Origin of the sequence: Arthrobacter phoenicis, assembly GCF_047238215.1 — a bacterium.
Classification (GTDB): domain Bacteria; phylum Actinomycetota; class Actinomycetes; order Actinomycetales; family Micrococcaceae; genus Arthrobacter.
In genome coordinates this window covers 553,636-579,537 of sequence record NZ_JBDFMK010000001.1, presented here as the reverse complement: position 1 = coordinate 579,537, position 25,902 = coordinate 553,636, and the positions used below count along the sequence as shown (strand labels likewise).

Below are 25,902 nucleotides of genomic sequence, written 5' to 3'. Positions count from 1 at the left end.
CGTACGACGGCGGGGGCTTGCCTGCGGGGCTAGCGCGCGTACCGCTCCACGAAGTTGCGCAGGATGGTCATCGGCTCGCTTACGTTGTGGCTCCGGGCCTGGGCCATGAGTTCCTCGGCGGATTCGGGCGGGAAGTAGCCTGCGTGCCGGTAGATATCGATCCGGGTGGTGAGGCCGTCGGCGTCGAGCTCCGGATGGAACTGGGTGGCATAGAGGTTGGACCGGATCCGGAACATCTGCACCGGGCAGGTCTCCGAGCTGGCCAACAGCACGGCCCCGCCGGGCAGTACGGTGCAGGCTTCCTTGTGCCCGACGAACGCGGTGAACTGCTCCGGTAATCCGCGCAGCAGCGGGTCCTGCAGGCCTTCGTCGGTCTGGCTGACGGTCACGCCGCCCAGCCCCTCGCCGTAGGTCCGGTCGATCACCGCGCCCTGATGCAGGCCCAGGGTGCCGACTCCGTAGCAGGCGCCCAGGAACGGGAAGTCCTCGGCCACAATCCGGTCCAGCAGGGCGAATAGGTCCTTTTCCACCCGGTGCTGGACGTCGGTCTTGTCCTCCGCGGGGTCGCTGGAGGTGAAGGGGCTGCCGCCGACAATCACGCCCGAGTACCGCTCAAGGTCCAGCTGGGGCAGCGGCGCGGCCTCCATGCGGATCCGGTGCAGCCCGGACTCGGCCAGGCCGGTGTAACGCAGGTAGGCGAGATATTCGTCGTCGGCGGCGGCGTCCTCCGCGCGGGAGGCGAGCAGCAGGAAGGGCTTCACAGACCTAAGTCTGCACCGCCGCCGACGCGGCCGCTATTCGGCGCTCTCGCCGTCCTCGATCATGGCGATCACGGCACCGGCGGAGACGGTCTCTCCGGCGGAGGCGGACAACCCGATCACGATGCCGGCGCGGTGCGCGGTCAGCGGCTGTTCCATCTTCATGGCTTCCAGCACCACCACAAGGTCACCCTCGGCGACGCGCTCACCCTCGGCGACGGCCACCTTGACGATGGTGCCCTGCATCGGGGAGGTCAGGGCGTTCCCGCCGGCGGCCGCGGCGGGACCGGCGGCGCTGCGGGAGCGCTTCTTGGCCTTGGCGGGCTTGCCGCCGCCGCTGACGGTACCCAGCGATGCGGGCAGCACAACTTCCATCCGCTTGCCGCCGACCTCGACGACGACGCGCTGGCGTTCGCCGGCGTCGGCCGCCTCAGCGGTGGTGCCGCCGGGGGTCCAGGCGGGAATGTCGTTGACGAACGCGGTCTCGATCCAGCGGGTGTGGACCTTGAACGGTCCCTCCGCCGGGGCGAAGTCGGGGTTGGTGACGACGGCCAGGTCGAACGGGATGACCGTGGGGATGCCCTCGACCACCATTTCCTCGAGGGCGCGGCGGGAGCGCTGCAGGGCCTGCTCGCGGGTGGCGCCGGTGATGACCAGCTTGGAGAGCATGGAGTCGAAGTTGCCGCTGATGATGTCGCCCTGCTCCACGCCGGAGTCGATCCGGACGCCGGGGCCGGTGGGGTTCTTCAGCGCGGTGATGGTGCCGGGCGCGGGCATGAAGTTCCGGCCCGGGTCCTCGCCGGTGATGCGGAATTCGATCGAGTGTCCGCGGACCTCGGGATCGCCGTAGCCGAGCTCCTCGCCACGGGCCAGCCGGAACTGTTCGCGGACCAGGTCGATGCCGGTGACTTCCTCGGAGACGCAGTGCTCCACCTGGAGGCGGGTGTTGACCTCGAGGAAGGAGATGGTGCCATCCTGGCCGACCAGGAATTCGCAGGTGCCCGCGCCGAGGTAGCCGGCCTCTTTGAGGATGGCCTTGGAGGATTCGTAGAGGCGCTGGTTCTGCTCGTCGGTGAGGAACGGTGCGGGGGCCTCTTCGACCAATTTCTGGTTGCGGCGCTGCAGCGAGCAGTCGCGGGTAGAGACGACGACGACGTTGCCGTGCGCGTCGGCCAGGCACTGGGTTTCGACGTGGCGGGGTGCGTCGAGGAAGCGTTCGATGAAGCATTCGCCGCGGCCGAAGGCTGCGGTGGCCTCGCGGACGGCGGATTCGAACAGTTCGGGGATCTCCTCGCGGGTTCGGGCGACCTTGATGCCGCGGCCGCCGCCGCCGAAGGCCGCCTTGATGGCGACCGGGAGGCCGAACTTGTCGACGAACTCGAGGATTTCCTCGGCGGAGCTGACGGGGTCCGCGGTGCCGGGAACCTGGGGCGCGCCGACCTTTTCGGCGATGTGCCGGGCCTGGACCTTGTCGCCCAGTGCGGAGATCGCCTCGGGGGAGGGGCCGATCCAGGTGATGCCGGCGGCGATGACCTTGGCGGCGAACTCGGCGTTTTCGGCCAGGAAGCCGTAGCCGGGGTGGACGGCGTCGGCGCCGGAGCGCAGGGCCACCTCGATCAGCTTGTCCATGACCAGGTACGACTCGGCCGCGGTGTTGCCGCCGAGCGCGTAGGCCTCGTCGGCGAGCTTGACGTGCAGCGCGTCGCGGTCCGGGTCTGCGTAGACGGCCACCGAGGCCAGGCCTTCGTCACGGGCGGCGCGGATGATGCGCACCGCGATCTCGCCGCGGTTGGCGATCAGCACCTTGCTCAGGCGGCGGGTGCCCGGCTGGGTTGAGGCGGGCGCGGACTGGACGGACTGCTCCGAAATAGCTGACAAGGCGTCTCCTTCTTTCCTCCACGGAGCCTAGCGCGGTTTTGTGGGTTCCGCCGAGATTCCTTGCGGATCCCGCGCGTAAACCGCTAGTCCTTTGTGGGGTTCCTACAAGGCCGTGCGAATTGCCTCACTCGGCGCGGACCTCGGCGGGATTCGCGGCGCCGGAGGTCCACAGCTGTGTGACGTTCACTCCCGCCTGGGCCAGGAGACCGCGGAGGGTGGAGATGGAGAGCCCGACGACGGTGTGCGGGTCGCCGTCGACCTTGCGGATGAACGCTCCGCCGTAGCCGTCGATGGTGAACGATCCGGCGCACAGGAGCGGCTCCTCGGTGGCGATGTACGTGTCGATTTCCGCCTCGCTCATGTCCATGAAGTGCACCTCGGCCGAGGCGACGGAGCCCAGCGTCGCACCGGAACCCGTGGCGCCGTCGTCGTCCGAGTCGTCGGTGTCCCGGCAGTCGACCAGCCAGTGGCCGGTGTGCAGGACGCCCATGCTGCCGCTCATCCGGAGCATGCGTTCCTTGGCGACCTCGGGAGTGTAGGGCTTGCCGTGGGCTTCGCCGTCGAATTCGAAGACGGAATCGCAGCCGATCACCAGGGCGCCCTCCGCCTCGGGCAGCGACGCGACCGCTTCGGCCTTGGCGCGGGCCAGGAGCAGGGCGGTGTCGTGCGGGTCGGTCACGCCGTAGCGGGCCTGGACGGCGTCCTCGTCGACGTCCGAGACGAGGACGGAGTGCGCGATGCCGGCATTGCTGAGCAGCTTGGTGCGGGCGGGGGACTGGGAAGCGAGGATCAGGCGGGTCACGGAACCAGCGTAGTTCCTCGGGCTGACAGTGTGGCGGGTTCGGTGTGCCAGGGTGCTCCGCCTCGGAGGCGTTGCACCGTCTCATGCGCCTTGTTGTCGGAGGTCGCTGGGAGAGTCAATTCATGGATCAGAATCAAGGAGCTAAAGGCGATCTTCGCAGCGTCATTGCGTTGTGTTATCGCACGCTTGTCGACATGCGCCTGCCCGAAAGTCGTGAGAGCCTGATCGAGTCGGAGGTGCGGCTGGAGGAGCTGGAGTCCGCATTGGGGACGGTTCTGACCCGGCTGCGGGTGGCAACGGCGCTAGGTAACGGGCCAGTGTCGGCATTAGACGTAGGAAGTTCTCCGGCCGCAGCCGCAGCTGTGGACCGCCTCCTGCTTGCTCTCAAAAATGTCGTAGCCCTGCGGGAAACTTGAGCCATGGACGGCAACCAGTCGGCGAGGACGCAAGCAGCGGTAGACGCGGCGGCGATCATCGATGAGCTCCGCGCCCTCGAGGACCGGAAGTCCGCGATCGCGGCCCGGCAGGCACGGTTGGGGGTGGCGTTGGATCTTGTCCGGCGGCGTGAACAAGCCGCTCTCGGCTTGCCCCCGGACCAGCTCGGCGCCGGGGTCGGGGCGGAGGTTGCGTTGGCGCGGCGGGAATCCCCGGCCAATGGCTCACGGTTACTGGGTTTGGCCCGTGCACTGGTGACCGAGATGCCGCACACCCTCGCCGCGCTCGACACCGGGCTCCTGAACGAATGGCGTGCCACGCTCCTGGTCCGCGAGACCGCCTGCCTGGACTCCGCCGACCGGGCCGCCGTGGACGAAGAACTCGCGGCAGACACCGGCACCTTCGACGGCGCCGGCGACCGGGCCATCATCTCCGCAGCCAAGGCCGCCGCGTACCGGCACGACCCACGCTCGGTCACCCAACGGGCCGCCCACGCCGAGACCGAACGCAGTGTCAGTCTCCGCCCGGCACCGGACACCATGTGCTACCTCACTGCGCTGCTTCCCGTCGCGGCAGGAGTCGCCGCCTACGCGGCCCTGACCCGGCACGCCGACACCGCCCGCGCCACCGGAGACACCCGATCCCGCGGCCAGGTCATGGCCGACGCTCTGGTCGAACGCGTCACCGGGACACCTGGGGGGATCACCGGCATCGAAGTCCAGCTCGTCATGACCGACCGGACCCTGTTGGCCGGGGATAGCGAACCCGCTAGGCTCGCGGGCTATGGCGTGGTCCCGGCCGGGTGGGCCAGGAAACTCGTGGCCGGCAAAGGCGACAATCCTGGGCTCAAAACGTGGATCCGGCGGCTTTACACCGCGCCCGGCACCGGTGAACTGATCGGGATGGACTCACGGGCCCGGCTTTTCCCGGCAGGGCTGCGCCGGTTCATCGAAGCCCGCGACAATACCTGCCGCACCCCATATTGCGACGCACCCATCCGGCACCTGGACCACATCGTTCCCTGGTACCGGGGCGGAGAGACCACCGCAGCCAACGGCGCCGGACTCTGCGAAGCCTGCAACCACACCAAAGAAGCCCCAGGATGGACCGCACGGCCGGTCAACCGAACCGATTTCGCGATCCGCCACATTCTGGAACTCACCACTCCGACGGGCCACGCCTACTTCTCGGTCCCGCCGCCGCTTCCCGGGGTGCGGTTGAAGCCCCGGCTACTCATACGGGAGGGGCAGACCTTGGTCCTGAGGGGAGTCCCCGGAAGTCTGAGCCGGCGAAAACAACTCAAGAGGCGCATCGCAACCGACGCCGTCCCCCGAGCCGGATAGAAATCTCTCCCGGCCGGGTGCCGGCACTGCGGGTCTGGACAAGACAGGGCCATCAAGAAGAAACAACCCAAACGACCACTGCCCGCCGATCACAGGGATCGACGGGCGGCGTCTAGGGGAGTTCGGCGCGGGGGTGCGGTGCCGGGTTCGGCGCGCAGCCCGGGAAGCGGCGGAAGCAATCCTTACCGGGCGGCGACTCCGGCCGGCTCGGACTCGGCGGCCCCGCCGTCGGCGTCTGTCTTGCGCAGCTTGGCACCTTCGACGTCGACGTCCGGGAGAATCCGGTCCAGCCAGCGCGGCAGCCACCACGCCTTGCTGCCCAGCAGGTACATGACCGCAGGGACGATCGTCATCCGCACCACGAACGCGTCCACCAGCACGCCGAACGCCATGGCGAAGCCCAGCGGCCGGACCATGTTCAGGTGCGAGAAGATGAAGCCGGAGAACACGCTGACCATGATGATGGCGGCGGCGGTCACCACGGCGGCCGCGTGGCTGAAGCCGGCCCGGACCGCGTGCTTGGCCGTCTCGCCGTGCATGTACGCCTCGCGCATCCCGGAGGCAATGAACACCTGGTAATCCATCGCCAGGCCGAACAGCACGCCGATCAGGATGATCGGCAGGAAGCTCAGCACCGCGCCCGGGTTCTCCACACCGAACACGGACCCCAGCCAGCCCCACTGGTACACGGCCACCACGGCGCCGAACGCCGCGGCGAGCGAGAGCAGGAAGCCGCCGGTGGCCAGCAGCGGAACCACCACGGAGCGGAACACTAGCAGCAACAGGATGAGCGAGAGCCCCACCACGATCGCCAGGTACGGCGGCAGCGCGTCGCCCAGCTTGGTGGAGACGTCCACGTTGCCGGCGGTCTGGCCGGTCAGGCCGATGGACACCCCGGTCTGGTCCTTGATCTGGCCCTTCTCGGCCCGCAGATCGGCGACCACCTGGACGGTGCTGGCGCTGGCCGGACCCTCCTTCGGCAGCACCTGGAACACGGCGGTCCGGCGGTCCTCACTGAGGGCCAGCGGCACGGCGGCGGCCACGTTGTCGGTCTTCCGCAGGATGTCGGCGACGTCGAACTGCTTGGCCTGCGCGGCGGCCGCGTCCAGGCCCTCGGGGAGGTCGCCCACCACGATGATCGGTCCGGTCATGCCCTCGCCGAAGCTGCGCTTGGTGACGTCGTAGGCCTTGAATGCGGTGGAGGCCACCGGTTCGGAACTGGCGTCCGGCAGCGCGAGCCGCAGCTGGCTTGCCGGCAGTGCCACGACGCCCAGCAGGATCACGCCGGCCACGAGTGCCAGCCACGGGTGTTTGGTGACGACGCCACCCCAGCCGTGGCTGCCGCGGTACTCGTCGCGCTCCCGGTCCTCCGAGTCGTGCCCAGGGTCGGCGTTGTGCCGTTCGGCCTTGGCCCAGGCCCGCTTCGAAATCAGCTTCCGGCCCACCAGCGACAGGATGGCCGGGGTCAGCGTCAGGGCGACGACGACGGCGACCGCCACCGTGGCGGCGGCGGAGAGGCCCATCACGGCCAGGAACGGCAGCCCGGGCACTACCAGGGCGGCCAGGGCGATGATCACGGTCAGCCCGGCGAACATCACGGCGTTGCCGGAGGTGCCGGTGGCCAGCGCCACGGACTCCTCCGTATCCATGCCGGAGAGCAGCTGGCCGCGGTGCCGGTTGACGATGAAGAGCGAGTAGTCGATGCCGACGGCGAGCCCCAGCATCAGGGCCAGCATCGGCGAGATGGAGCTCATGTCCACGGCGCCGCTGAGCGCGAAGGTACCGCCGACGCCGACGGCCACGCCCACGATCGCCATCAGCAGCGGCAGGCCGGCGGCCACCAGGGTGCCGAGCATGACGATCAGGACCAGGGCTGCGACGGCGATACCGATGACCTCCGCGGTGCCGAAGATCTCCGAGATGTCCTCGCTGATCTCCTTGCTGGGCAGCGCGGTGACGTTGGCGGCGGAGACCTCGTTGACGATGTCCTGGACCTGCTGGCGGACCTCCGGCTTCAGGCCGTTGATCGAGGTCTTGAACTGCACCTGGGCGATCGCGGCCTTGCCGTCTTCGGAGACGAACCGCAGCCCCTTGGAGGCCTCAAGCTGGCGCTTGCCGAGCGCAAGTTTGGCGTCGCCGGCGGCGAGGTCCTTGGTGCCGGCGTCGAGCTTCGCCTGCCCGGCGGCGAGGGCCGCTTTCTGCTGGCCGAGCTGCGCCTCGATGGCGGCATCCGGCAGGCCGGCGGCCTTCATCTGAGCCTCGGCTGCGTCCAGCTTGGCCTTGCCGGCTGCGAGGTCGGCGGCGGACTTGTCCAGCTGCGCCTTGCCTGCCGCGGCCTGCTGCTCGCCGGCGGCCAGGTCGGTGCCGGCCTTGTCCAGCTGGGCCTGGGTGGCGAAGGGGTCCACGGTTCCCTGCACGTCGGGAATGGTCTTGAGCTTGGCCAGGGCGGCGGACACAGCGTCCTTGCCGGCCTGGCTGAACTGCGCGTCGTTGGCCTCGAAGACCACCGTGGCGGACCCGCCGGAGGACGACGGTAGGTCCTTCTTGAGCTTGTCCGCCATCTGCTGGGTCTCGGTGCCCGGGATCTGGAAGTTGTTGCTGAGGGTGCCGTGGAAGGCGGCGGCGGCCCCGCCGACGGCCACCATGACGGCGAGCCACAGCGAAATGACCAGCCAGCGGTGGCGGTAGGAGAACTTGCCGAGGCGGTACAGCAGGAGTGCCATGTCAGAACCGATCTGGGGAAGGGGTGGCGGTGGAAGCGGCGGCCGGGGCGGCCGCCGGGGAAGCGAATCCGGATCCCAGCAGGCTCATCGAGTCGATGAGGAGCTGGCGGAGGGTGGACAGCGAGGCGGGGGAGAGGTCGCCGTGGCAGCGGTCGAACCAGAGGTCCATGGCGGCCTTGCCGCACGCGATGACCGAGCCGGCCAGCGCCCGCAGATACAGCTCATCGAGCGCGCCGGCAGGGCCGGTGAAGCGGGACCGGGCGGCCTCGATGATCTCGGCCGTGCAGTGGTCCCAGGCCTCCAGCTCGGAGCGGTTCAGCTGCGGGTTGGACTGGCCCAGGGTGTACAGCTCGGCCAGCGGGGCGATGGTCATGGGATCGGCGAGGGCCATGAGCGAGGCCCGGGCCGCCTCCAGGATGGGTTCGGTGACCGGACGCAGCCGGAACTGCTGGAGCGCGGTGTCCAGAAAGCCGTGCGTGACCGAGGCGATGACGGCGTCGGTGCTGCCGAAGTAATTGAAGAAGGTGCGGCGGGAGATTCCGGCGGCGTCGGCGATTTCCTCGACCGTGAAGTTGCCCGGGCCGTTGGCGCGCAGGAGGCCGAGGGCGGCGTCGATGATGGCCTGCCTGGTGGCGGCCTTGTTCAGTTCACGCCGGGAGGGCGCGGCTGAGGGTGCGGCCGCGGGGGCGCCGGGACCGGTCGCGGAGGAGGGCATGGAATTACACTATGTGCATCTTTGCACTCCGGGCAACTTTATGACGGCGTCGTTAGCTGGATCGACTGTCCGGTGGCTCCCGGCTCGCCGCTGGTCAGCGGAATCGCGTAGACCGCCGTCCCATAGGCGCAGATCTCTGACCAGTTGTTGGCCATGTGGGCGGTGTCGAAGCGCATCGCCACGATCGCGTTGGCGCCGCGCTGGGCCGCCTCGGCCACCATCCGGGCCATGACCTCCTGCCGGCTCTCGTAGAGCACGTCGGTCAGTTCTCGCAGTTCCCCGCCCGCCAGCGACCGGAAGCCCGCCACCACCTGGGCGCCGACGTCGCGCGAGCGGACGGTGAGGCCCATGACCTCCCCGAAGACGGCGTCGATGCGGTGGCCGGGGATGTCGTTGGTGGTGACGATCAGCATGCCCTGAGCCTAACCAGTGATCAGCATTCACAGGAAGCTAAAAGGTTCCCAACAGCCCACGCAGAAACGGGCAGTACAGACTGGAAGAGCGGCCGGTCCGTCAGCCACCATGGTTTCCGGGCCGCCGCACACCGTAAGACTGACACCGCCGTCGCTGACGGCAGATCCAGGAGACATCGCATGTCACGTACCAAGAGAATCACGCTCGGCGTCTCGGCCACCGCCCTGGCCCTGGGCGCAGGCCTCGGGGTGGCCGGGATGGCTTCCGCCACCACCACTCCCGCCCCCAGCCCGAGCGCCAGCTCCAGCGCGCCCGCCAACGGCAGCACCGCCAAGGGCGACGGCGACGGGATGCGCGGCGGCCACGGCCGCGGCGACCGCGAAGGCATGGCGGGCGTCAAGGCCGCGGAACTCGCCACCAAGCTGGGCGTTGACAAGACCAAGGTGGTCGATGCCCTGAAGGCCTTCCGTGACGCGCACAAGCCGTCCACGCCGCCGGCCCAGGGTACCAAGCCGGACCGCGCCGCCATGGAAACGGAGCTGGCCAAGTCGCTCGCCTCCTCGCTGGGGATCGACGAAGCCAAGGTCACCGCGGCGCTGGATGAATTGAAGTCCGAGGCCCAGGCCAAGCACGCGGCCGCGCTGAAGACGAAGCTGGACAAGGCCGTCAGCAGCGGCACCCTCACCCAGGCCGAGGCGGACGCCGTCACCAAGGCCGTCGAGAAGGGCGTCATCGGCGGCGGACGCTGACCGAAAGTCAACGACGCCGATCAGGCGAATTTAAACGAAAGGTCCCCGGGAGACGTATCTCCCGGGGACCTTTCGTTGTGGCGGGTGGGTCAGGCGTTGCTGCCCACCAGGCGGCCGCCCTCGAACTCGTCGGCGTCGGCCTCGCGGCTGCCGGCCGCGGCGGTCGGGTCGGAGCCCTTGGACTCGGCGTCGTCGTCGGCGAACGGGTCACCGTTACGAGGGGCGTTATAGAGTGCCTCATCCAGGATGCCCTGGCGCTTCGCGACGATCGTGGGGACCAGCGCCTGGCCCGCGACGTTGACCGCGGTGCGGCCCATGTCGAGGATCGGGTCGATCGCCAGCAGGAGGCCAACGCCGGCCAGCGGCAGGCCCAGGGTGGAGAGCGTCAGGGTCAGCATCACGACGGCGCCGGTGGTGCCGGCGGTCGCGGCGGAGCCCAGGACCGAGACCAGTGCGATCAGCAGGTACTGGCTGAAGTCCAGCTGGATGCCGAAGAACTGGGCCACGAAGATCGCGGACACGGCCGGGTAGATCGCGGCGCAGCCGTCCATCTTGGTGGTGGCGCCCAGCGGCACGGCGAAGGAGGCGTAGGCGCGGGGGACGCCCAGGGACCGTTCGGTGACGCGCTGGGTCAGCGGCAGGGTGCCCACCGACGAGCGCGAGACGAAGGCCAGCTGCACGGCCGGCCACACACCGGAGAAGTACTGCTTGATGGACAGGCCGTGGCTGCGGATCAGGACCGGGTAGACGACGAACAGGACCAGGGCCAGGCCCAGGTAGATGGCGACGGCGAACTTGCCCAGCGAGCCGATGGTGTCCCAGCCGTAGACGGCCACGGCGTTGCCGATCAGACCGACGGTGCCCAGCGGGGCGATCCGGATGATCCACCAGAGGACCTTCTGGATGACGGCCAGGGCGGAAGCGTTAAGGTTCAGGAACGGTTCGGCGGCCTTGCCCACCTTGAGCGCGGCGATGCCGACGGCGATCGCGATCACCAGGATCTGGAGGACGTTGAAGCTCACGGCCGTGGTGGCGGTGCCGTCGGCGACGGTGGTGCTGGCGCCCAGGCCTAGGAAGTTCTTCGGGAAGAGGCCGATCAGGAAGGCCCACCAGTCGCCGGACTTGCCGGTGTACTTGGCTTCCTGGGTGATGCCGGTGCCGGCGCCGGGCTGCAGCAGGACGCCCAGGCCCATGCCGATCAGCACCGCGATCAGCGAGGTGATCGCGAACCAGAGCAGCGTGTTCCAGGCCAGCCGGGCCGCGTTGGAGACGGCGCGGAGGTTGGAGATGGAGCTGACGACGGCGGTGAAGATCAGCGGGACTACGGCCGTCTGCAGCAGCGAGACGTAGCTCGAGCCGATGGTCTGCAGCGTGGCGCCGAGGGCGTTCGGGGCCGCCTTGGTGCTGCCCGTGTACTTCGCGAGCAGGCCGAGGCCCAGGCCGACGATCAGCGCGGCGATGATCTGGAAGCCGAACGAGCCGGCCCAGCGTGGCAGCCGAAAACCGGGCTTGCCTGCGGTTGCGGGGGTACTTGTCTGAGTGGTCACCCGAATACGCTAGGACCACGGCCTTTACCACGGCGAATGAATGTTGAGAAATGTTACGCGGTAGATTTTGCAGGGCACTCCGGAAAATCGCGCAGAGACGCCGAATGACTGTCGCTTTGTGAAGTTATTCCGGCCCGCGGTGTGGTGATTGTCTCTCCCGGGCCGGCGGCCTAGAGTGGGCGCCATGGCTATCGCACGCTTCCCCGCCGTCGTCCTCGACTGCCCCGACCCCCGGGCCCTGGCGCGGTTTTACGGCGCCCTGCTCGACTGGACCATCGAGCAGGACGACGAGGGGTGGAGCTCCATCCGCGCCGAGTACGGCGACTCGATCAATTTCCAGAAGGTGGAATCCTTCGTCCCGCCGCAGTGGCCAGGCCAGGAGATGCCGCAGCAGATGCACCTGGACCTGACCGTTGACGACCTCGACGCGGCCGAGGCGGCGGTGCTCGGGCTCGGTGCGACCCGGCACGAGCACCAGCCGGGGGAGACCTTCCGGGTCTTTCTGGACCCGGCCGGCCACCCCTTCTGCCTCTGCCTGAGCTAGCCCCGAAAAGCTAGCCCAGCAGCGCCCGCTTCAGCGTGTCCAGCCCCACCGACCCCATGTTGAGCGCCTTGGTGTGGAACGCCTTGAGGTCGAAGCCGGGGCGGGATTCCAGCTCGGCCCGGATCTGCTCCCAGAGCCGCTGGCCCACCTTGTACGACGGTGCCTGGCCCGGCCAGCCCAGATAGCGGGTGAACTCGAACTTCAGCTGTCCCTCGCTGATGGGCAGGTTGGCCTTGAGGAACTCGAAACCCTTCTCCGACGTCCAGGTGCCGCTGCCCCAGCGTTCGGGGACCTCGAGCTCCAGGTGCACGCCGATGTCGAAGACCACGCGGGCTGCGCGCATCCGCTGCATGTCCAGCATGCCCATGTGATCGCCCGGATCCTTGAGGTAGCCCAGCTCCTGCATCAGCTTCTCGGCGTACAGCGCCCAGCCCTCGCCGTGGCCGGAGGTCCAGCAGACGCTGCGGCGCCACTTGTTCAGCAGCTCGCGGCGGTAGACGGCGGTGGCCACCTGCAGGTGGTGGCCCGGGACGCCCTCGTGAAAGACGGTGGTGGTCTCGGCCCAGGTGGTGAAGGTGTCCTCGCCGGCGGGTACGGACCACCACATGCGGCCCGGGCGGCTGAAGTCCTCGGACGGGCCGGTGTAGTAGATGCCGCCCTCGTCGGTGGGGGCGATCCGGCATTCCAGGGTCTTCATGATGTCCGGGATCTCGAAGTGCACGCCGGCGAGGTCCGCCACGGCTTTATCCGAGAGTTCCTGCATCCAGGCCTGGAGCGCGTCGGTGCCCTTGAGCTGGCGCGCCGGGTCATTGTTCAGGATCTCCTTGGCCTCCTCGATGCTGGCCCCGGGGCGGATCTGGTCCGCCACGCGCTCCTGCTCGGCGATCAGCCGGTCCAGTTCCTGCACGCCCCAGGCGTAGGTTTCCTCGAGGTCCACGGCGGCGCCGAGGAACTGGCGGGAGGCCAGGGCGTAGCGTTCGCGGCCCACGGCGTCCTTCTCCGGGGCGACCGGCAGCAGCTCGGATTCGAGGAACCCGGCCAGGCGGGAGTAGGCGACGCGGGCGTCCGCGGCACCGGCATCGAGGTCCGACTGCAGGTCCGCCGGGAGCGGGCCGTCGTCGGTGCGGGCGCCGGCGGCGAGCTTGGCGAAGAAGCCGTCTTCGGCGGCGTACTTGGTGGTCTGCTCGATGACGATCCGCACCTGGCGTGCGGCGGAGACCTTGCCGTCGGCCTTGGCCGCGCGGAGGGATTCGATGTAGCCGTCGATGGCGCCGCCGATGTTGTGCGCGCGGCCGGCGATGTGCTGCCAGTCCGTGGTGGTGGCCGTGGGCATCAGGTCGAAGATGGCCCGGATCTGCTGGGCCGGGGATTCGATGTTGTTCAGCTCGGCCAGGCCCCAGCCCGACTCGTGGATTTCAAGCTCCAGGCCCAGGCGCTCGCGCATCGCGTCCAGGGTGACGGCGTCGACGTCGTCTTCCGGCTCCAGCCCGTCCAGGGCGTCCAGCGCCTCGCGGGCCGCCGCGGCGAACGCGTCGTGGCCGGCGGGGGAGAAGTCCGGGTACTCGGTCTCGTGGCCGGGCAAGCCCAGTTCGGTGGCGAAGCTCGGGTTGAGCCGGATCAGGGTGTCCGTGTAGGCGTCGGCGACGGCGTCGATCCGGGTCTGCGGGCGGGCCGGCGTGCCGGCGGCGGGGGTGTTGGTTTCGATAGTCACCCGACCGACACTAGCCCGGCCCGCGCAGTTATGAAAGGGTTACTGAACTTTTAGCCGCGGCTGCGTTTCCACGAGCCGGGCCCGGGCTTCGGGGCCAGCTGCAGCTGCTGCCGGCGGATCCAGTGCCGGGCGCTGGGCTGCTTCGCCTCGGCGGGCGCGCCGCTGCCCAGGGACAGCACGACGGCGGTGAGCGCGGCGAGTTCCTCCGCGGTGGGATCGCCCTTGACGACGGCCAGCAGGGGCTGCTCCTCCGGGGCGGCGGCCGGTTCCGGTGCGTTCGTCACAGCGGGATGTTCCCGTGCTTCTTGGCGGGCAGGCTGGCGCGCTTGTCCCGCAGCGCCCGCAGGCCCTTGATGATCTGCAGCCGGGTCTCCGACGGGGCGATCACGGCGTCGACGTAGCCCAGCTGGGCCGCCTGGTACGGGTTGAGGAGCTCCTCCTCGTACTGCCGGATGACCTCGGCGCGCTTGGCCTCGACGTCGCCGCCGGCCTCCGCCTCGGCCGCCAGCTCGCGGCGGTACAGGATGTTGACGGCGCCCTGGGCGCCCATGACGCCGATCTGCGCGGTCGGCCAGGCGAGGTTCAGGTCCGCGCCGAGCTTCTTGGAACCCATCACGATGTACGCTCCGCCGTAGGCCTTGCGGGTGATCACGGTCAGCTTCGGCACAGTGGCCTCAGCGTAGGCGTAGAGCAGCTTGGCGCCGCGGCGGATGATGCCCTGGAACTCCTGGTCCTTGCCGGGCAGGAAGCCGGGCACGTCCACGAGGGTGATGATCGGGATGTTGAAGGCGTCACAGTGCCGGACAAAGCGGGCGGCCTTCTCCGAGGCGGCGATGTCCAGGGTGCCGGCGAACTGCATCGGCTGGTTGGCCACGATGCCCACGGTGTGGCCCTCGACCCGGCCGTAGCCGATGATGACGTTGGGCGCGTAGAGGGACTGCATCTCCAGGAAGTGCGCGTCGTCGACGATCTGCTCAATGACCTTGCGCATGTCGTACGGCTGGTTGGCCGAGTCCGGGATGAGCGCGTCCAGGGCGAGGTCCTCGTCGTCGAGCTCGAGTTCCTGGGCGTGCTCCAGCACGGGGGCCTCGGCCAGGTTGTTCGAGGGCAGGAAGTCCAGCAATTCGCGGACGAACTCGACGGCGTCGGCCTCGTCGGCGGCGAGGTAGGTGGAGGTACCGGTGTTGGCGTTGTGCTGGCGCGCCCCGCCCAGGGTCTCCATGTCCACGTCCTCGCCGGTGACGGTCTTGATCACGTCGGGGCCGGTGATGAACATGTGCGAGGTCTTGTCCACCATGACCACGTAGTCGGTCAGGGCGGGGGAGTAGGCCGCGCCGCCGGCGGACGGGCCCATGATGAGGGAGATCTGGGGGACGACACCGGAAGCGTGGACGTTGTTGCGGAAGATATCCGCGAACATGGCCAGGGAGGCGACGCCTTCCTGGATGCGGGCGCCGCCGCCGTCGAGGATGCCGACCACGGGGCAGCCGTTGCGCAGCGCGAATTCCTGGACCTTGACGATCTTCTCGCCGTTGACCTGGCTGAGGGACCCGCCGTAAACGGAGAAGTCCTGGCTGTAGACGGCGACCGGCCGGCCGTCGACGGTGCCGTAGCCGGAGACCAGGCCGTCACCGAGGGGCTTCTTCTTCTCCATGCCGAACGCGGTGGAGCGGTGCACGGCCAGGGCATCGAACTCGACGAAGGAGCCGGCGTCCAGCAGCAGGTCGATGCGCTCGCGGGCGGTGTTCTTGCCGCGGGCGTGCTGCTTGGCGATGGCTTCGGGGCCGGAGGGCTGCTCGGCACGGGCCTGGCGGTCGCGGAAATCGGCAATCTTTCCCGCAGTCGTGGTCAGATCGTGGCTCATCAGGTGTGTCTCCGGCTCTGTTGTTCTGCTGTCGGTTGTGGCCGCTGGCCCGGCCCCGTGCGGGGAGTTCGCCATTTAGGTGAATCCACACAAAAGCAGGGCCGTTGTGGCAAGTCTAGTAACGGTATTCGTGCTTGCCGCTGTAGAAACCCTACAATTTTCGGCCCGATCCGCGGCGGGTGGGGCTGTACGGCACACCGGGAAAAGGGGATGTTACTGGCGGGTAACATCGGTTAGGGTAGTGCCATGACTTCCAGCAATGACGCTTTGGACACCTCCGCCGCCCAGCAGCCGGGCCCCTACCGGGCCACCGGGTCCCTGGCCGGCCGCACCATCCTGATGTCCGGCGGCAGCCGCGGCATCGGCCTGGCCATCGCCCTGCGCGCCGCCCGGGACGGGGCCAACATCGCGCTGCTGGCCAAGACCGGCCAGCCGCACGCCAAGCTGGAGGGCACCGTCTACACCGCCGCCGAGCAGATCGAGGCGGCCGGCGGCCAGGCGCTGCCGCTGGTGGGGGACGTGCGCAACGACGCCGACGTCGAGGGCGCGGTGAAGTCCACGGTGGAGCGGTTCGGCGGCATCGACATCGTCATCAACAACGCCTCCGCGATCGACCTGTCCAAGACGGACGCCGTGGACATGAAGCGCTACGACCTGATGCAGGACATCAACGTACGCGGCACGTTTCTGCTGAGCAAGCTGTCCCTGCCGGCACTGCGCGAGTCCGAGGCCGGCCAGATCCTGACCCTCTCGCCGCCGCTTAACCTGGACCCCAAGTGGGCCGGCCTGCACCTGGCCTACACCATGGCCAAGTACGGGATGAGCCTGACCACGCTGGGCCTGGCCGAGGAGCTCAAGGTGGACGGCATCAGCGTCAACTCGCTCTGGCCCTGCACGCTGGTGGACACCGCCGCTATCCGCAACATGCCCGGCGGGGACCGGATTGTCCGCGGCGCCCGCGGCCCGGAGATCATGGCCGACGCCGCGCACGCCATCCTTACCGCGGGCAACGCCATCCCGGAATCGGGCAGCTGGAGCGGGAACTTCTACACCGACGAGCAGGTCCTCAAGGCCGCCGGCGTCACGGACTTCACCCCTTACAGCATGGGCGCCCCGGAAGATCAGCTGGTTCCTGACATTTTCCTCTGAGTTCCCCGACCATGCCGCCGGTGACGGGCTGTCACCGGCGCCGGGGAGGCCGCAACTCGGTAGGATTCAAGCATGGAAGCCGAGCAGCGAAACCCTGACCGTCCGCCGCTGGACCGGGCGGCCCTGACCGATCCTGCTTTCCTGGCCGGCAACGGGCTCGCCGGGGTGAGTGTGGTCGACTCCACCGGCTCCACAAACACGGACCTGCTGCGCGGCGTGACCGTGGACCCGGCCGCGTATCCGGACCTGTCCGTAATGACCGCAGAGCACCAGAGCGCGGCCCGCGGCCGGCTGGACCGCCACTGGGAGGCCCCCGCCCGCAGCTCGATTTCCGTCTCGATCGTGCTCCGCCCGGTCAACGCCGACGGCCGGCCGCTGCCCACCGACTCCTACTCCTGGCTCTCGCTGCTGGGAGCGCTGGCGCTGCGCGAGGCCCTGCTGGAAACCGCCGGGATCCCGGCAGAACTCAAGTGGCCCAACGACGTGCTGGTGCGCGGGAAGAAGATCGCCGGCATCCTCGCCCAGCTGGGACCCATGGGCGACGGCACCGTCCCGCCGGTGATCCTCGGTACCGGCCTGAACGTCACCCTGACCGACGCGGAGCTGCCGGTGCCTACCGCCACGTCCGTGCTGCTGGAGAACCCCCGCACCGTGGACCGGACCGAGCTGCTCAAGAGCTACCTGTCCCGATTCTGCACGCTGTACCGCGGCTTCTGCAATGCCGACGGCGACCCCTCCGCGGGCCTGGCCGGCGGACCCGCCCTGCACAAGCGGGTGGAGCACGTGCTCACCACCCTCGGCAAGCAGGTCCGGGCGCAGCTGCCCGGCGACCACGAGATCATCGGCCACGCCAGCCGGCTGGACGAGTACGGCTCGCTGCTGGTGGTCGACGAGCACGGCCGCGAGCACGTGGTGACCGCCGGCGACGTCGTCCACCTGCGCCCGTGGAGCCCGCCCGGCACCGAAAGCGGCTATGCGTAAAGAGCTGTTCCCGGGCGAGCAGGTCATCGTGACCACCCGCCCGCAGCCCCGGACCCTGATCGGCCCGGCGCTGCTCCTGATCGTCATCGCGGCCCTCACCGCCTATGCCTGCGCCTGGATCACCAAGGGCGGACCGGGCAAGCTGCTGCCGCTGGTGACCGCCGAATGGACGCCTTGGCTGACCGGGGCGTGCCTGGTGGTCGCGGCGTGGGCCGTGCTCTCCTACGGGCTGCCCCGGCTGGTGGCCTGGCAGGGCAGCCGCTACATCCTCACCAGCCGGCGCCTGGTGGCCCGCAACGGCATGCTCCGCCGCCGCGACCAGCAGGTTCCGCTCGTCGCAGTCCGTAATGTGTTTGTCGATCAGTCGTTGCTTCAACGGAGCCTGCGGTCCGGGAATATATCCTTGGACACCGGGTACCCCGCGAACACGGTGATTCCCGACGTCCCGGAAGTCATGACCTTCCGGCGCTTCATCCTCGAGGCGATGGAAGAGCTTCCGGAGGGCGAAGTGATGAACGACGGCGGTACGGAGGACGGCTCCGACGAATGGCCATGGGAGATGAGGGAAGGTGGACGAGATGACCGCTGAGAACGCGCACCCGGACACCGGACTCCTGGCGCCCGAGCCCTCCGACGTGCCCGACGCCGTCGTTGACCCCGCCGCCCTGGAGGCCGCGGTGCTGGACACGGCCGACGACGACGCGGCCCGCGGCGCTGCTGTAGGGACTGTCGATCCCGAAACCCTCACCGACGACGCCGCCGATGCCGGTTCCGACCCGGCCGACGCCGACGTCCCCGATGCGGCGGAACCGCCCGCGGAAGACCTGTCCGAGGCAGACCGGTCGGCGGAACAGACCGCACGCGCCCAGGCCGTCGCCGCGCATCCCGCCACCGGCACCATGTCGCCCGAACGGCTGGCGATCAAGGCCCTCGAACAGCGGCTGCTCGGCGGCGAACGCAAGCTGCGCCGCCGCGAGGTGGCCGCCGGGGCCGGCCTGTCCCTGCTCTCCGCCCGGAAGCTGTGGCGCGCCCTCGGCTTCCCGAACCTGGGCGATGAGGACGTGGCCTTCACCGAGGCGGACCTGACCGCCCTGAACACCGTGGTGGACCTGGTCCGCACCGGCACACTTACCGAGGAAGCGGCCATCTCCGTCACCCGCGCCATCGGCCAGATGACGGACCGTATGGTGGTCTGGCAGATCGAGGCCCTGGTCGAGGACATGGTCCACCAGCAGGGCGTCAGCGACGCCGTCGCCCGCAAGCAGCTGGTCGGCCAGCTGCCCGCCCTGGTGGACGCCCTCGAGGAGGTGCTCGTCTACTCCTGGCGCCGGCAGCTCAACGCGGGCGTGCAGCGCCTGGCCGTCCGCGCCGAGGCCGGGCTGGCCTCCAGCGAGGAGGGCCGCGAGGGCGACGAGGACGACGCGCCGCTGCCCCTGGCCCGCGCCGTCGGCTTCGCCGACCTGGTCTCCTACACCAGCCTCTCGCGCCGGATGAACGAGAAGACCCTGGCCCAGTTGGTGCAGCGGTTCGAAAACAAGTGCGCGGAGATCATCTCCGTGGGCGGCGGCCGGCTGGTCAAGACCGTGGGCGACGAAGTCCTCTATATTGCCGAGACCCCCGCCGCGGGCGCCGAAATCTCCCTGGCCCTATCGCAGGCCTTCAACGACGACGAGATCCTGCCCCAGGCCCGGGTGGCGATGGTCTGGGGCCGCATCCTGTCCAGGCTGGGCGACATCTACGGTCCCACCGTCAACCTGGCGGCCCGGCTGACCGCGCTCGCGGACCCCGGCACCGTGCTGGTGGACTCCATGACCGCTGCGGCCCTGGAGCACGATGAACGCTTCGTCCTGCTGCCCCGGGAAGCCGAAAACGTGCGTGGTTTCGGCGAGATCCTGCCGGTGGAACTGCAGCGCGGACAGGGCAAGGGCCTGGTCCTGGACTAAGTCCCGGGGTTTCTAAAGTCGCCGGTCTTATGTCATAGTCGTGGAGGCCCAGCCGGGCCGGAGCCCACGGGGGGAGCCGCCGGCGGGCAGAGCTCCCCATCGCGCCGCCGCGGGCCGTTCGGTAGGCTGTCGCGGGGCGTCGAGCCCTGCCCGGGGCATCCGCCCGGAACCCAATGCCGCATTTTTCTTGAGGGACTACTGACGCCGTGACACGACTGCTGAGCACTCTGAAAGCCAAGAAACCGGGCTCCCTGCTGCCCCGTTTCCGGCGCCTGAGCCGTGCCCGGCGCCGGGCGCTGTCGGTGGTGGGGTTCGTGGTGTCGCTGGCCGTCCTGGTGGTGGCCGCGGTGCTGTACCCGGGGTTCAAGACCACCGAGGTGGATTTGAACGACGGCGGCGTCTGGGTGGTCTCGAAGTCGAAGAATGCCGTGGGCCGGCTGAACTACCCGTCCCGCGTGCTCGACGGCGCCGTGACGCCGGCGTCGACCTCTTTCGACGTCCTGCAGGATGCCGGCACCGTGTTCGTCGACGACGCCAACGGGGCGACGCTGAACCAGGTCTCGGCCGCGCAGATGCGCCTTGGCGGGGACCGGAAGCTGCCCGGATCCGCTGAGGTCAGCTTCGGCTCGCGTGTCATTGCCGTGACCGACCCGGCGAAGGGTTCGGTCTGGGCGCTCTCGCCGTCTTCGTTGAACAGTTTTGACCCGGAGAACGTGGAACCGGTGCTCCAAGGCGGCCAGGGCGTGGTCTCCGTCGTCGGCTCCGACGACCGGATCTACAGCGTCGACCCGAAGTCCGGGAAGGTCACGGTCACCGGTGTCGACACGGCCGGGAAGCCCACGGCGGACTCGCAGTCCGCTACCTGGGACGGTCTGAAGGGCGCCGGAACGGTGCAGCTGACGGTTGTGGGGGACCAGCCTGTGGTGCTCGATGCCGGCCGGTCCAAGCTGTTCCTGCCCGGCGGCCGGGAACTGGCGCTGGCGGATGCGAAGGATGCCAAGCTGCAGCAGGCCGGTCCGGGCTCGGATGCAGTGGCCGTGGCCATGCCGAAGGCGTTGCTGGAGGTTCCGCTGGATGGTTCGACGGCGCGGACGGTGACGTTCGGCGGGCAGGGTGTGCCGGCGGCGCCGGTGCAGTTGGGTGGTTGTGTGCACGCGGCCTGGTCGGGGGCGAATAAGTACGTCCGCGACTGCGTGAACAACGCGGATGACAAGACCTCGGACGTGCCGAAGGCTTCGGCGTCGCCGAGCTATGTTTTCCGGGTCAACCGGGACCTGGTGGTGCTGAACGACGTGAACTCCGGCAACGTCTGGCTGGTGAACCAGAACATGCAGCTGGTGAACAACTGGGACGACGTCATCCCGCCGAAGAACCAGTCCAACGACCAGGACCAGGAATCCGCGGACAACAACACCATCAACATCCTCCCGGACCGCACCAAGCCGAACCGGCCGCCGGAAACCAAGCCGGACAGCGTGGGCGTGCGGCCCGGCCGCACCACCGTGCTCTCGGTCCTGGACAATGACTCCGACCCCGACGGCGACGTCCTCACCGCCTCCGTGGCCGGCAACGGCCCCAAGTCGGGCAGCCTGGAGAGCATCTACGGCGGCACGGCCTTCCAGATCACCGTCCCGCCGGACGCCAAGCCCGGCACCGAAACCTTCGGCTACAACGCCGCGGACGGCCGCGGCCTCTCCGCCGGCGGCACCGTCACGCTCAGCGTCGTCGGCCCCGACGAGAACAAGCCGCCGCTCTTCAAGCGCGGCGAGCCCACCACCATGCTGGTGGAGCAGGGCAAGTCCGTGAGCCAGAACATTCTCACCGACTGGACCGACCCCGACGGCGATGACCTGGTGCTGCTGGACGCCAAGGCGGACAACGAGCAGGACCAGGTCAAGGTCCGCCGCGACGGCCTCCTCAGCTACCAGGACTCCGGCGCCGCGCCTGGCAAGAAGACCGTCACCGTCACTGTGTGGGACGGCCGCGCCACCACCACCGGCAAGGTGATCGTCAACGTCCAGCCGCCCGGCGCCCTGCAGCCGGTGGTCAACGCGGACCACGTCACCGCCGTCGTCGGCCAGGACCTGGTGATCGCGCCGCTGAAGAACGACGTAGACCCCAACGGTGGCGCCCTGCGCCTGGCCCAGGTGGAGGCCGCCGGCCCCGCCCAGCTGGGCCCGGTGACCGACGGCGGAACCTTCACCTTCCGCAGCGACACCGCCGGTCCCGTCTACCTCACCTACATCGCCAGCAACGGTCCGCAGAGCACCCAGGGCCTGATCCGGGTGGACGTCGAATCCGGCAAGGACACCGGCAACCCGGTGGCCGTGCACGACGTCGCGCTCATGCCCACCGGCGGCAGCGTTCTGGTGGACCCGCTGGCCAACGACTCCGACCCGGCCGGCGGTGTCCTGGTGCTGCAGTCCGTGCAGGTGCCGGAGAACTCCACCGCCTCGGTCAGCGTGATCGACCACAGCGTCCTGCGCGTCACCGACATCGTCGGCACGCGGGAACCGTTCACCTTCCGCTACACCATGTCCAACGGCAGCAAGTCCGCCACCGGCAGCGTCTCCGTGGTCCCGGTGCCCGCCCCGGCCGTGCTCGAGGCCCCGCAGCCGAAGCCGGATGAGGTCAACGTGCGTGTCAACGACGTCGTCACGATTCCGGTGCTGGCCAACGACACCCACCCGCAGGGCCAGAAACTCACCGTGGACCCGGTGCTCCCGCAGCCCGTCCCCGAGGCCGATGGCAAGAGCTTCGTCTCCGAGAACACCCTGCGCTTCATCGCCGGACCCGTTCCGAAGACCGTCCGCGCCATCTACAACGCCGTGGACCCGCAGGGGCAGAAGAGCGCCGCCGCGGTCACCATCCACATCCTGCCGCTGGAGGGGGCGCAGAACTCCCGCCCACAACCGAAGAACCTGACCGCCCGCGTGGTGGCCGCCGGCACCGTCCGGATCCCGGTGGAATTGGACGGAATCGACCCCGACGGCGACTCGGTCCAGCTGACCGGGATCGACAGCTCCCCGTCGATGGGCACGGCCACCGTGGGAAGCAACTTCATCGACTTCACCGCCGCCGGCGACGGCGCGGGCACCGACACCTTCCGCTACAAGGTGGTGGACCGGCAGGGTGCCGTGAACACAGGCACCGTGACGGTGGGTATCGCCCCGCGCGGGGACGTCAACCAAAAGCCCACCCCTGTGGATGACGAAGTCAAGGTCCGGCCCGGCCGGCAGATCGCCGTCGACGCCCTGGGCAACGACACCGATCCCGACGGCGACCCGATCAAGATCCTCGCGAACGAGATCGAGGCCCCGCAGGAGCTGCAGGCCACCGTCAGCAAACAGAGCGGCCGGATCATCGTGCTGGCACCGGGGGAGGAGGGCACCACCAACGTCCGCTACACCGTGGCGGACGACCGCGGAGCCACCGCCCAGGCCTCGATCGCCGTGAAGGCCATGAAGGACGTGCCGCTGCAGGCACCGATCGCCCGCGACGACCGGGTCACCTCCGCCCAGACACTGGGCAAGACCGCCGTCGACGTGCCCGTGCTCAAGAACGACGAGGACCCCGACGGCGTCGGCGAGAACCTCAAGATCTCCACCGAGTCGCCCACCGCCCGGCCCGGCACCGACGGCAACGTGATCGTCGAACTGACCGAGGGGCCGCAGCTGATTCCCTACACCGTGGAGGACGTGGACGGGCTGAAGTCCACCGCCATCATCTGGGTGCCCGGCATCGGCCAGCAGGTTCCCACCCTGGCCAAGAACGACGTCATTGAGGTGGTCGCCGGGCAGTCCGTCACGGTCGATCTCAAGGAATGGGTCAAGGTCCGCGACGGCCGCTCACCGCGGCTGACCCAGACGGACCGGATCAAGCTGATCGGCGCGGACGGCTCCGACCCGGTGGCGGGCGACGGCACCGCGCTGAAGTACACCGCCGGCCAGGACTACGTGGGCCCCGGTTCGCTGAGCTTCGAGGTCACCGACGGCGCCGGCCCGGACGACCCGGCCGGCCTGAAGTCCACCCTGAGCATCCGCACCAAGGTGCTCCCGGACCCCAACCGGAACAACCCGCCGGTGCTGCTGGGCAGCCAGGTGGACGTGCCCAAGGGCGACACCGCCAGCACCGACCTGGCCAAGCTCACCACCGACCCGGACGACGGCGACGTGGACGCCATGAAGTACGAACTCGTCGGCAACGCGCCCGCCGGGTTCGACGCCTCGATCGACGGCAAGACGCTCAAGGTCACGGTCAAGGACGGCACCGCCTCCGGCGCCACCGGCGCGGTCCAGGTCAAGGCCAAGGATCGCCGCGGCCTGGAGTCCACCGCCACCTACCAGCTGACCGCGACGGCCTCCAACCGGCCCAAGCCGGTGGCCAACGACGACGTCGAGGAAAACGCCGCCGTCGGCAAGCCGGTGACGGTCAACGTGCTGGCCAACGACGCGAACCCGTTCCCGGAGACACCGCTGAAGATCCTCTCCGCCACCGCGGAGACCGGCTCCGGTAACGTCTCCGTGGCCGGGGACAGCGTGCAGATCACCCCGTCCGCGTCGGGCACCATGGTGGTGTCCTACACGGTGGCGGACAAGACCGGCGACCCGTCCCGGAACGCGACCGCCCGGATCAGGCTGACCGTCAAGGACAAGCCGCTGGCCCCCGGAACCCCGCAGGCCCAAAGCGTGGGGGACCGGACGGCTCTGCTGACCTGGACCCCGCCGGCGGACCGCGGCTCGCCGATCACCAAGTACACGGTGACGGGGGAGGGCGGCTTCAGCCAGGACTGCCCGGCCAACTCGTGCACCCTGAACGGGCTGACGAACAACACCAAGTACCACTTCACCGTCACGGCCACGAACGCCATCAACACCTCCGACCCGTCCCCGGCCTCCGCCGAGGTGCGCCCGGACGTCAAGCCGGACACCCCTGCCGCGCCGACCCTGAAGTTCGGTGACAAGCAGCTGGCCGTGGCATGGACGGCGCCCGCCTCCAAGGGATCGGCGATCAAGTCCTACGACCTGGAGATTTCACCGGCCCCCGCGGGCCAGAATGCCCAGATTCAGAACCTGACCACAACCAGCTACGTCTGGAAGGGCCTGAAGAACGGCGTGGCCTACACGGTGCGCGTGCTGGCCAGGAACGACGCCAAAGACCCCTCCGAGTGGAGCCCCTACTCGGCTGCGGAAACCCCCGCCGGCGTGCCCGTCACCCCGGCGGCGCCGAGCGCCAGCCAGGCCGGCTCGGTCGGTTCGCAGAGCCAGATGAAGGTCTCCTGGGCGGCGCCGAACAACAACGGCGACGCGATCTCCGCCTACACCCTCACCACCCTGCGGGGCGGATCCGTGGTGAACACCCAGCAGGTCTCCGGCACCTCGCAGAACGTGACCGTCGATAACTCGGAGGCGGACTACACCTTCACGGTGGCGGCCACCAACAAAGCCGGCACCTCCGGTACCAGCCCGTCCTCGGCCCCGGTCCGCGCGGCCGGCAAACCCGGCATGGTGAGCAGCGGCACCGTGGCCGCTCCCGGCAACAGCGGGGAACTGAAGGTCACCTTCACCCCGCTGACGCAGGCGCAGCGCAACGGCTCGCAGGCCTCCGAGATCGCCTACCGCTGGAGCACCGCCTACGGGTCCGGTCCGATTAACGCGCCCGGCGGCACCATCTCCGGCCAGCCCAACGGAAAGAACGTCACGGTGAACATCATCGCCGTGTCCACCAAGAACAACGTTTCCGGCGATGCCCAGGCCATCGGCTCGGCAGTTCCCTATGGCCCGCCCGGGGCACCCAGCGTCAACGGCGGCACGTCCGCGAAGGGCGACGGACAGGTGCACTGGACCTGGAGCCAGCCGAACGACAACGGCAAGCCGATCGTCCGATACGAGGTCAGTTACGACGGCGGCGGCTGGACCGGCGTGGGGCTGAACCGAAGCTACGACCACAACGCGGGCGGCTGGGACAAGCGGCACACCCTGGCCGTTCGGGCCTGCAACGACACCAGCTGCGGCGGCTCCGGCAGCGCCGCCTCGACCTCCGGGTCTGACCCGGCGCCGCCGCCGGTGCTGTCCCAGATCCAGGCGCACAACAGCACCTGCCCGGGCAAGCCCGGGGAGCCGGACACCTATAACCCGAGCGGCCCCACCTGCGGCGTCGGCTGGGTGCAGCGGGCCGAGGGCAAGCTGAACGTCAACTGCACCAAGGACATCTACGGCAACGGCACACCGTGGTACCGCGTGACCGAGGGCAGCCACCCGGGCTGGTTCGTGAAGTCCACCACGGTAGACCTGTACGGTCCGAAGCCCGGCGGCTGCTGATGGCCGACACCGCCTCGAACGCCGGC

At 69.2% G+C, this 25,902-nt stretch carries 19 protein-coding genes; 9 read left to right on the top strand and 10 right to left on the bottom strand.

The genetic code is table 11. The features are described from left to right. Positions 1-29: 29 nt before the first annotated feature. The 3 genes from ABC337_RS02625 to ABC337_RS02615 form a co-directional block, all read right to left on the bottom strand. Complete coding sequence (locus ABC337_RS02625; RefSeq protein ID WP_412882489.1) at positions 30-761, bottom strand: glutamine amidotransferase; 732 nt, start codon at positions 759-761, stop codon at positions 30-32. Between the two features lie 33 nt (positions 762-794). Next, a complete protein-coding gene (locus tag ABC337_RS02620; protein ID WP_412883237.1) occupies positions 795-2,627 on the bottom strand; it encodes an acetyl/propionyl/methylcrotonyl-CoA carboxylase subunit alpha in 1,833 nt (610 codons plus the stop codon). A 133-nt stretch (positions 2,628-2,760) separates the two neighbouring features. Then, on the bottom strand, positions 2,761-3,438 hold the full coding sequence (locus tag ABC337_RS02615) for a Maf family protein (RefSeq protein WP_412882490.1): 678 nt from the start codon (positions 3,436-3,438) through the stop codon (positions 2,761-2,763). Positions 3,439-3,560: 122 nt separating this feature from the next. Between ABC337_RS02615 and ABC337_RS02610 the strand changes: the two genes are divergently transcribed. Continuing rightward, positions 3,561-3,854: a hypothetical protein gene (locus tag ABC337_RS02610; protein ID WP_412882491.1), complete on the top strand. Its 294-nt coding sequence runs from the start codon at positions 3,561-3,563 to the stop codon at positions 3,852-3,854. Between the two features lie 3 nt (positions 3,855-3,857). Beyond that, positions 3,858-5,216: an HNH endonuclease gene (locus ABC337_RS02605; RefSeq protein ID WP_412882492.1), complete on the top strand. Its 1,359-nt coding sequence runs from the start codon at positions 3,858-3,860 to the stop codon at positions 5,214-5,216. Between the two features lie 182 nt (positions 5,217-5,398). On the opposite strand, the gene ABC337_RS02600 is transcribed toward ABC337_RS02605, so the two are convergent. From ABC337_RS02600 to ABC337_RS02590, 3 genes are read right to left on the bottom strand one after another with little or no spacing between them, the layout of a single operon-like run. Next, positions 5,399-7,939, bottom strand: coding sequence for an MMPL family transporter (locus tag ABC337_RS02600; protein WP_412882493.1), 2,541 nt, complete (start codon positions 7,937-7,939; stop codon positions 5,399-5,401). A gap of 1 nt (position 7,940) precedes the next feature. Continuing rightward, a complete protein-coding gene (locus tag ABC337_RS02595) occupies positions 7,941-8,654 on the bottom strand; it encodes a TetR/AcrR family transcriptional regulator (protein WP_412882494.1) in 714 nt (237 codons plus the stop codon). A gap of 38 nt (positions 8,655-8,692) precedes the next feature. After that, positions 8,693-9,067, bottom strand: a complete 375-nt coding sequence (locus ABC337_RS02590; protein ID WP_364136960.1) for a YbjQ family protein — start codon at positions 9,065-9,067, stop codon at positions 8,693-8,695. Positions 9,068-9,247: 180 nt separating this feature from the next. Here ABC337_RS02590 and ABC337_RS02585 point away from each other — a divergent pair, with 180 nt between their 5' ends. After that, positions 9,248-9,817: a hypothetical protein gene (locus tag ABC337_RS02585; protein ID WP_412882495.1), complete on the top strand. Its 570-nt coding sequence runs from the start codon at positions 9,248-9,250 to the stop codon at positions 9,815-9,817. A gap of 89 nt (positions 9,818-9,906) precedes the next feature. On the opposite strand, the gene ABC337_RS02580 is transcribed toward ABC337_RS02585, so the two are convergent. Beyond that, the gene (locus tag ABC337_RS02580) at positions 9,907-11,364 is read right to left on the bottom strand and encodes a dicarboxylate/amino acid:cation symporter (RefSeq protein WP_412882496.1); all 1,458 of its coding nucleotides are present in this window, start codon (positions 11,362-11,364) and stop codon (positions 9,907-9,909) included. A 184-nt stretch (positions 11,365-11,548) separates the two neighbouring features. Between ABC337_RS02580 and ABC337_RS02575 the strand changes: the two genes are divergently transcribed. After that, entirely contained in the window at positions 11,549-11,908 is a 360-nt protein-coding gene (locus ABC337_RS02575) for a VOC family protein (RefSeq protein WP_412882497.1), read from the top strand. Positions 11,909-11,918: 10 nt separating this feature from the next. Here the strand turns inward: ABC337_RS02575 and ABC337_RS02570 are convergent, their stop codons facing one another. The 3 genes from ABC337_RS02570 to ABC337_RS02560 are packed head-to-tail and all read right to left on the bottom strand — an operon-like array spanning position 11,919 to position 15,483. Then, positions 11,919-13,619, bottom strand: a complete 1,701-nt coding sequence (locus ABC337_RS02570; protein WP_412882498.1) for a DUF885 domain-containing protein — start codon at positions 13,617-13,619, stop codon at positions 11,919-11,921. A gap of 50 nt (positions 13,620-13,669) precedes the next feature. After that, complete coding sequence (locus ABC337_RS02565; RefSeq protein WP_412882499.1) at positions 13,670-13,903, bottom strand: acyl-CoA carboxylase subunit epsilon; 234 nt, start codon at positions 13,901-13,903, stop codon at positions 13,670-13,672. Next, positions 13,900-15,483, bottom strand: a complete 1,584-nt coding sequence (locus ABC337_RS02560; RefSeq protein WP_412882500.1) for an acyl-CoA carboxylase subunit beta — start codon at positions 15,481-15,483, stop codon at positions 13,900-13,902. Before ABC337_RS02560 ends, ABC337_RS02565 begins: the two co-directional genes overlap by 4 nt. A gap of 246 nt (positions 15,484-15,729) precedes the next feature. Here ABC337_RS02560 and ABC337_RS02555 point away from each other — a divergent pair, with 246 nt between their 5' ends. The 5 genes from ABC337_RS02555 (at position 15,730) to ABC337_RS02535 (ending at position 25,876) form a co-directional block, all read left to right on the top strand. Continuing rightward, positions 15,730-16,632 (top strand): SDR family oxidoreductase, encoded by a 903-nt coding sequence (locus ABC337_RS02555; protein ID WP_412882501.1) that lies wholly within the window; start codon positions 15,730-15,732, stop codon positions 16,630-16,632. 72 nt (positions 16,633-16,704) lie between these two features. Next, positions 16,705-17,613, top strand: coding sequence for a biotin--[acetyl-CoA-carboxylase] ligase (locus ABC337_RS02550; RefSeq protein WP_412882502.1), 909 nt, complete (start codon positions 16,705-16,707; stop codon positions 17,611-17,613). Beyond that, a complete protein-coding gene (locus ABC337_RS02545) occupies positions 17,606-18,202 on the top strand; it encodes a PH domain-containing protein (protein ID WP_412882503.1) in 597 nt (198 codons plus the stop codon). The genes ABC337_RS02550 and ABC337_RS02545 overlap by 8 nt, the downstream gene beginning before the upstream one ends. Continuing rightward, on the top strand, positions 18,192-19,556 hold the full coding sequence (locus tag ABC337_RS02540) for an adenylate/guanylate cyclase domain-containing protein (protein WP_412882504.1): 1,365 nt from the start codon (positions 18,192-18,194) through the stop codon (positions 19,554-19,556). Before ABC337_RS02545 ends, ABC337_RS02540 begins: the two co-directional genes overlap by 11 nt. A 302-nt stretch (positions 19,557-19,858) precedes the next feature. Next, entirely contained in the window at positions 19,859-25,876 is a 6,018-nt protein-coding gene (locus ABC337_RS02535) for an Ig-like domain-containing protein (protein ID WP_412883238.1), read from the top strand. The last annotated feature ends 26 nt before the right edge of the window (positions 25,877-25,902 follow it).

Bases quoted from the DNA above. Each gene is read 5' to 3' on its own strand.
- ABC337_RS02610 (WP_412882491.1), top strand. From the start codon at position 3,561: ATGGATCAGAATCAAGGAGCTAAAGGCGATCTTCGCAGCGTCATTGCG.
- ABC337_RS02550 (WP_412882502.1), top strand. From the start codon at position 16,705: ATGGAAGCCGAGCAGCGAAACCCTGACCGTCCGCCGCTGGACCGGGCG.
- ABC337_RS02560 (WP_412882500.1), bottom strand. From the start codon at position 15,483: ATGAGCCACGATCTGACCACGACTGCGGGAAAGATTGCCGATTTCCGC.
- ABC337_RS02600 (WP_412882493.1), bottom strand. From the start codon at position 7,939: ATGGCACTCCTGCTGTACCGCCTCGGCAAGTTCTCCTACCGCCACCGC.
- ABC337_RS02585 (WP_412882495.1), top strand. From the start codon at position 9,248: ATGTCACGTACCAAGAGAATCACGCTCGGCGTCTCGGCCACCGCCCTG.
- ABC337_RS02575 (WP_412882497.1), top strand. From the start codon at position 11,549: ATGGCTATCGCACGCTTCCCCGCCGTCGTCCTCGACTGCCCCGACCCC.
- ABC337_RS02605 (WP_412882492.1), top strand. From the start codon at position 3,858: ATGGACGGCAACCAGTCGGCGAGGACGCAAGCAGCGGTAGACGCGGCG.
- ABC337_RS02595 (WP_412882494.1), bottom strand. From the start codon at position 8,654: ATGCCCTCCTCCGCGACCGGTCCCGGCGCCCCCGCGGCCGCACCCTCA.
- ABC337_RS02555 (WP_412882501.1), top strand. From the start codon at position 15,730: ATGACTTCCAGCAATGACGCTTTGGACACCTCCGCCGCCCAGCAGCCG.
- ABC337_RS02590 (WP_364136960.1), bottom strand. From the start codon at position 9,067: ATGCTGATCGTCACCACCAACGACATCCCCGGCCACCGCATCGACGCC.
- ABC337_RS02545 (WP_412882503.1), top strand. From the start codon at position 17,606: ATGCGTAAAGAGCTGTTCCCGGGCGAGCAGGTCATCGTGACCACCCGC.
- ABC337_RS02540 (WP_412882504.1), top strand. From the start codon at position 18,192: ATGACCGCTGAGAACGCGCACCCGGACACCGGACTCCTGGCGCCCGAG.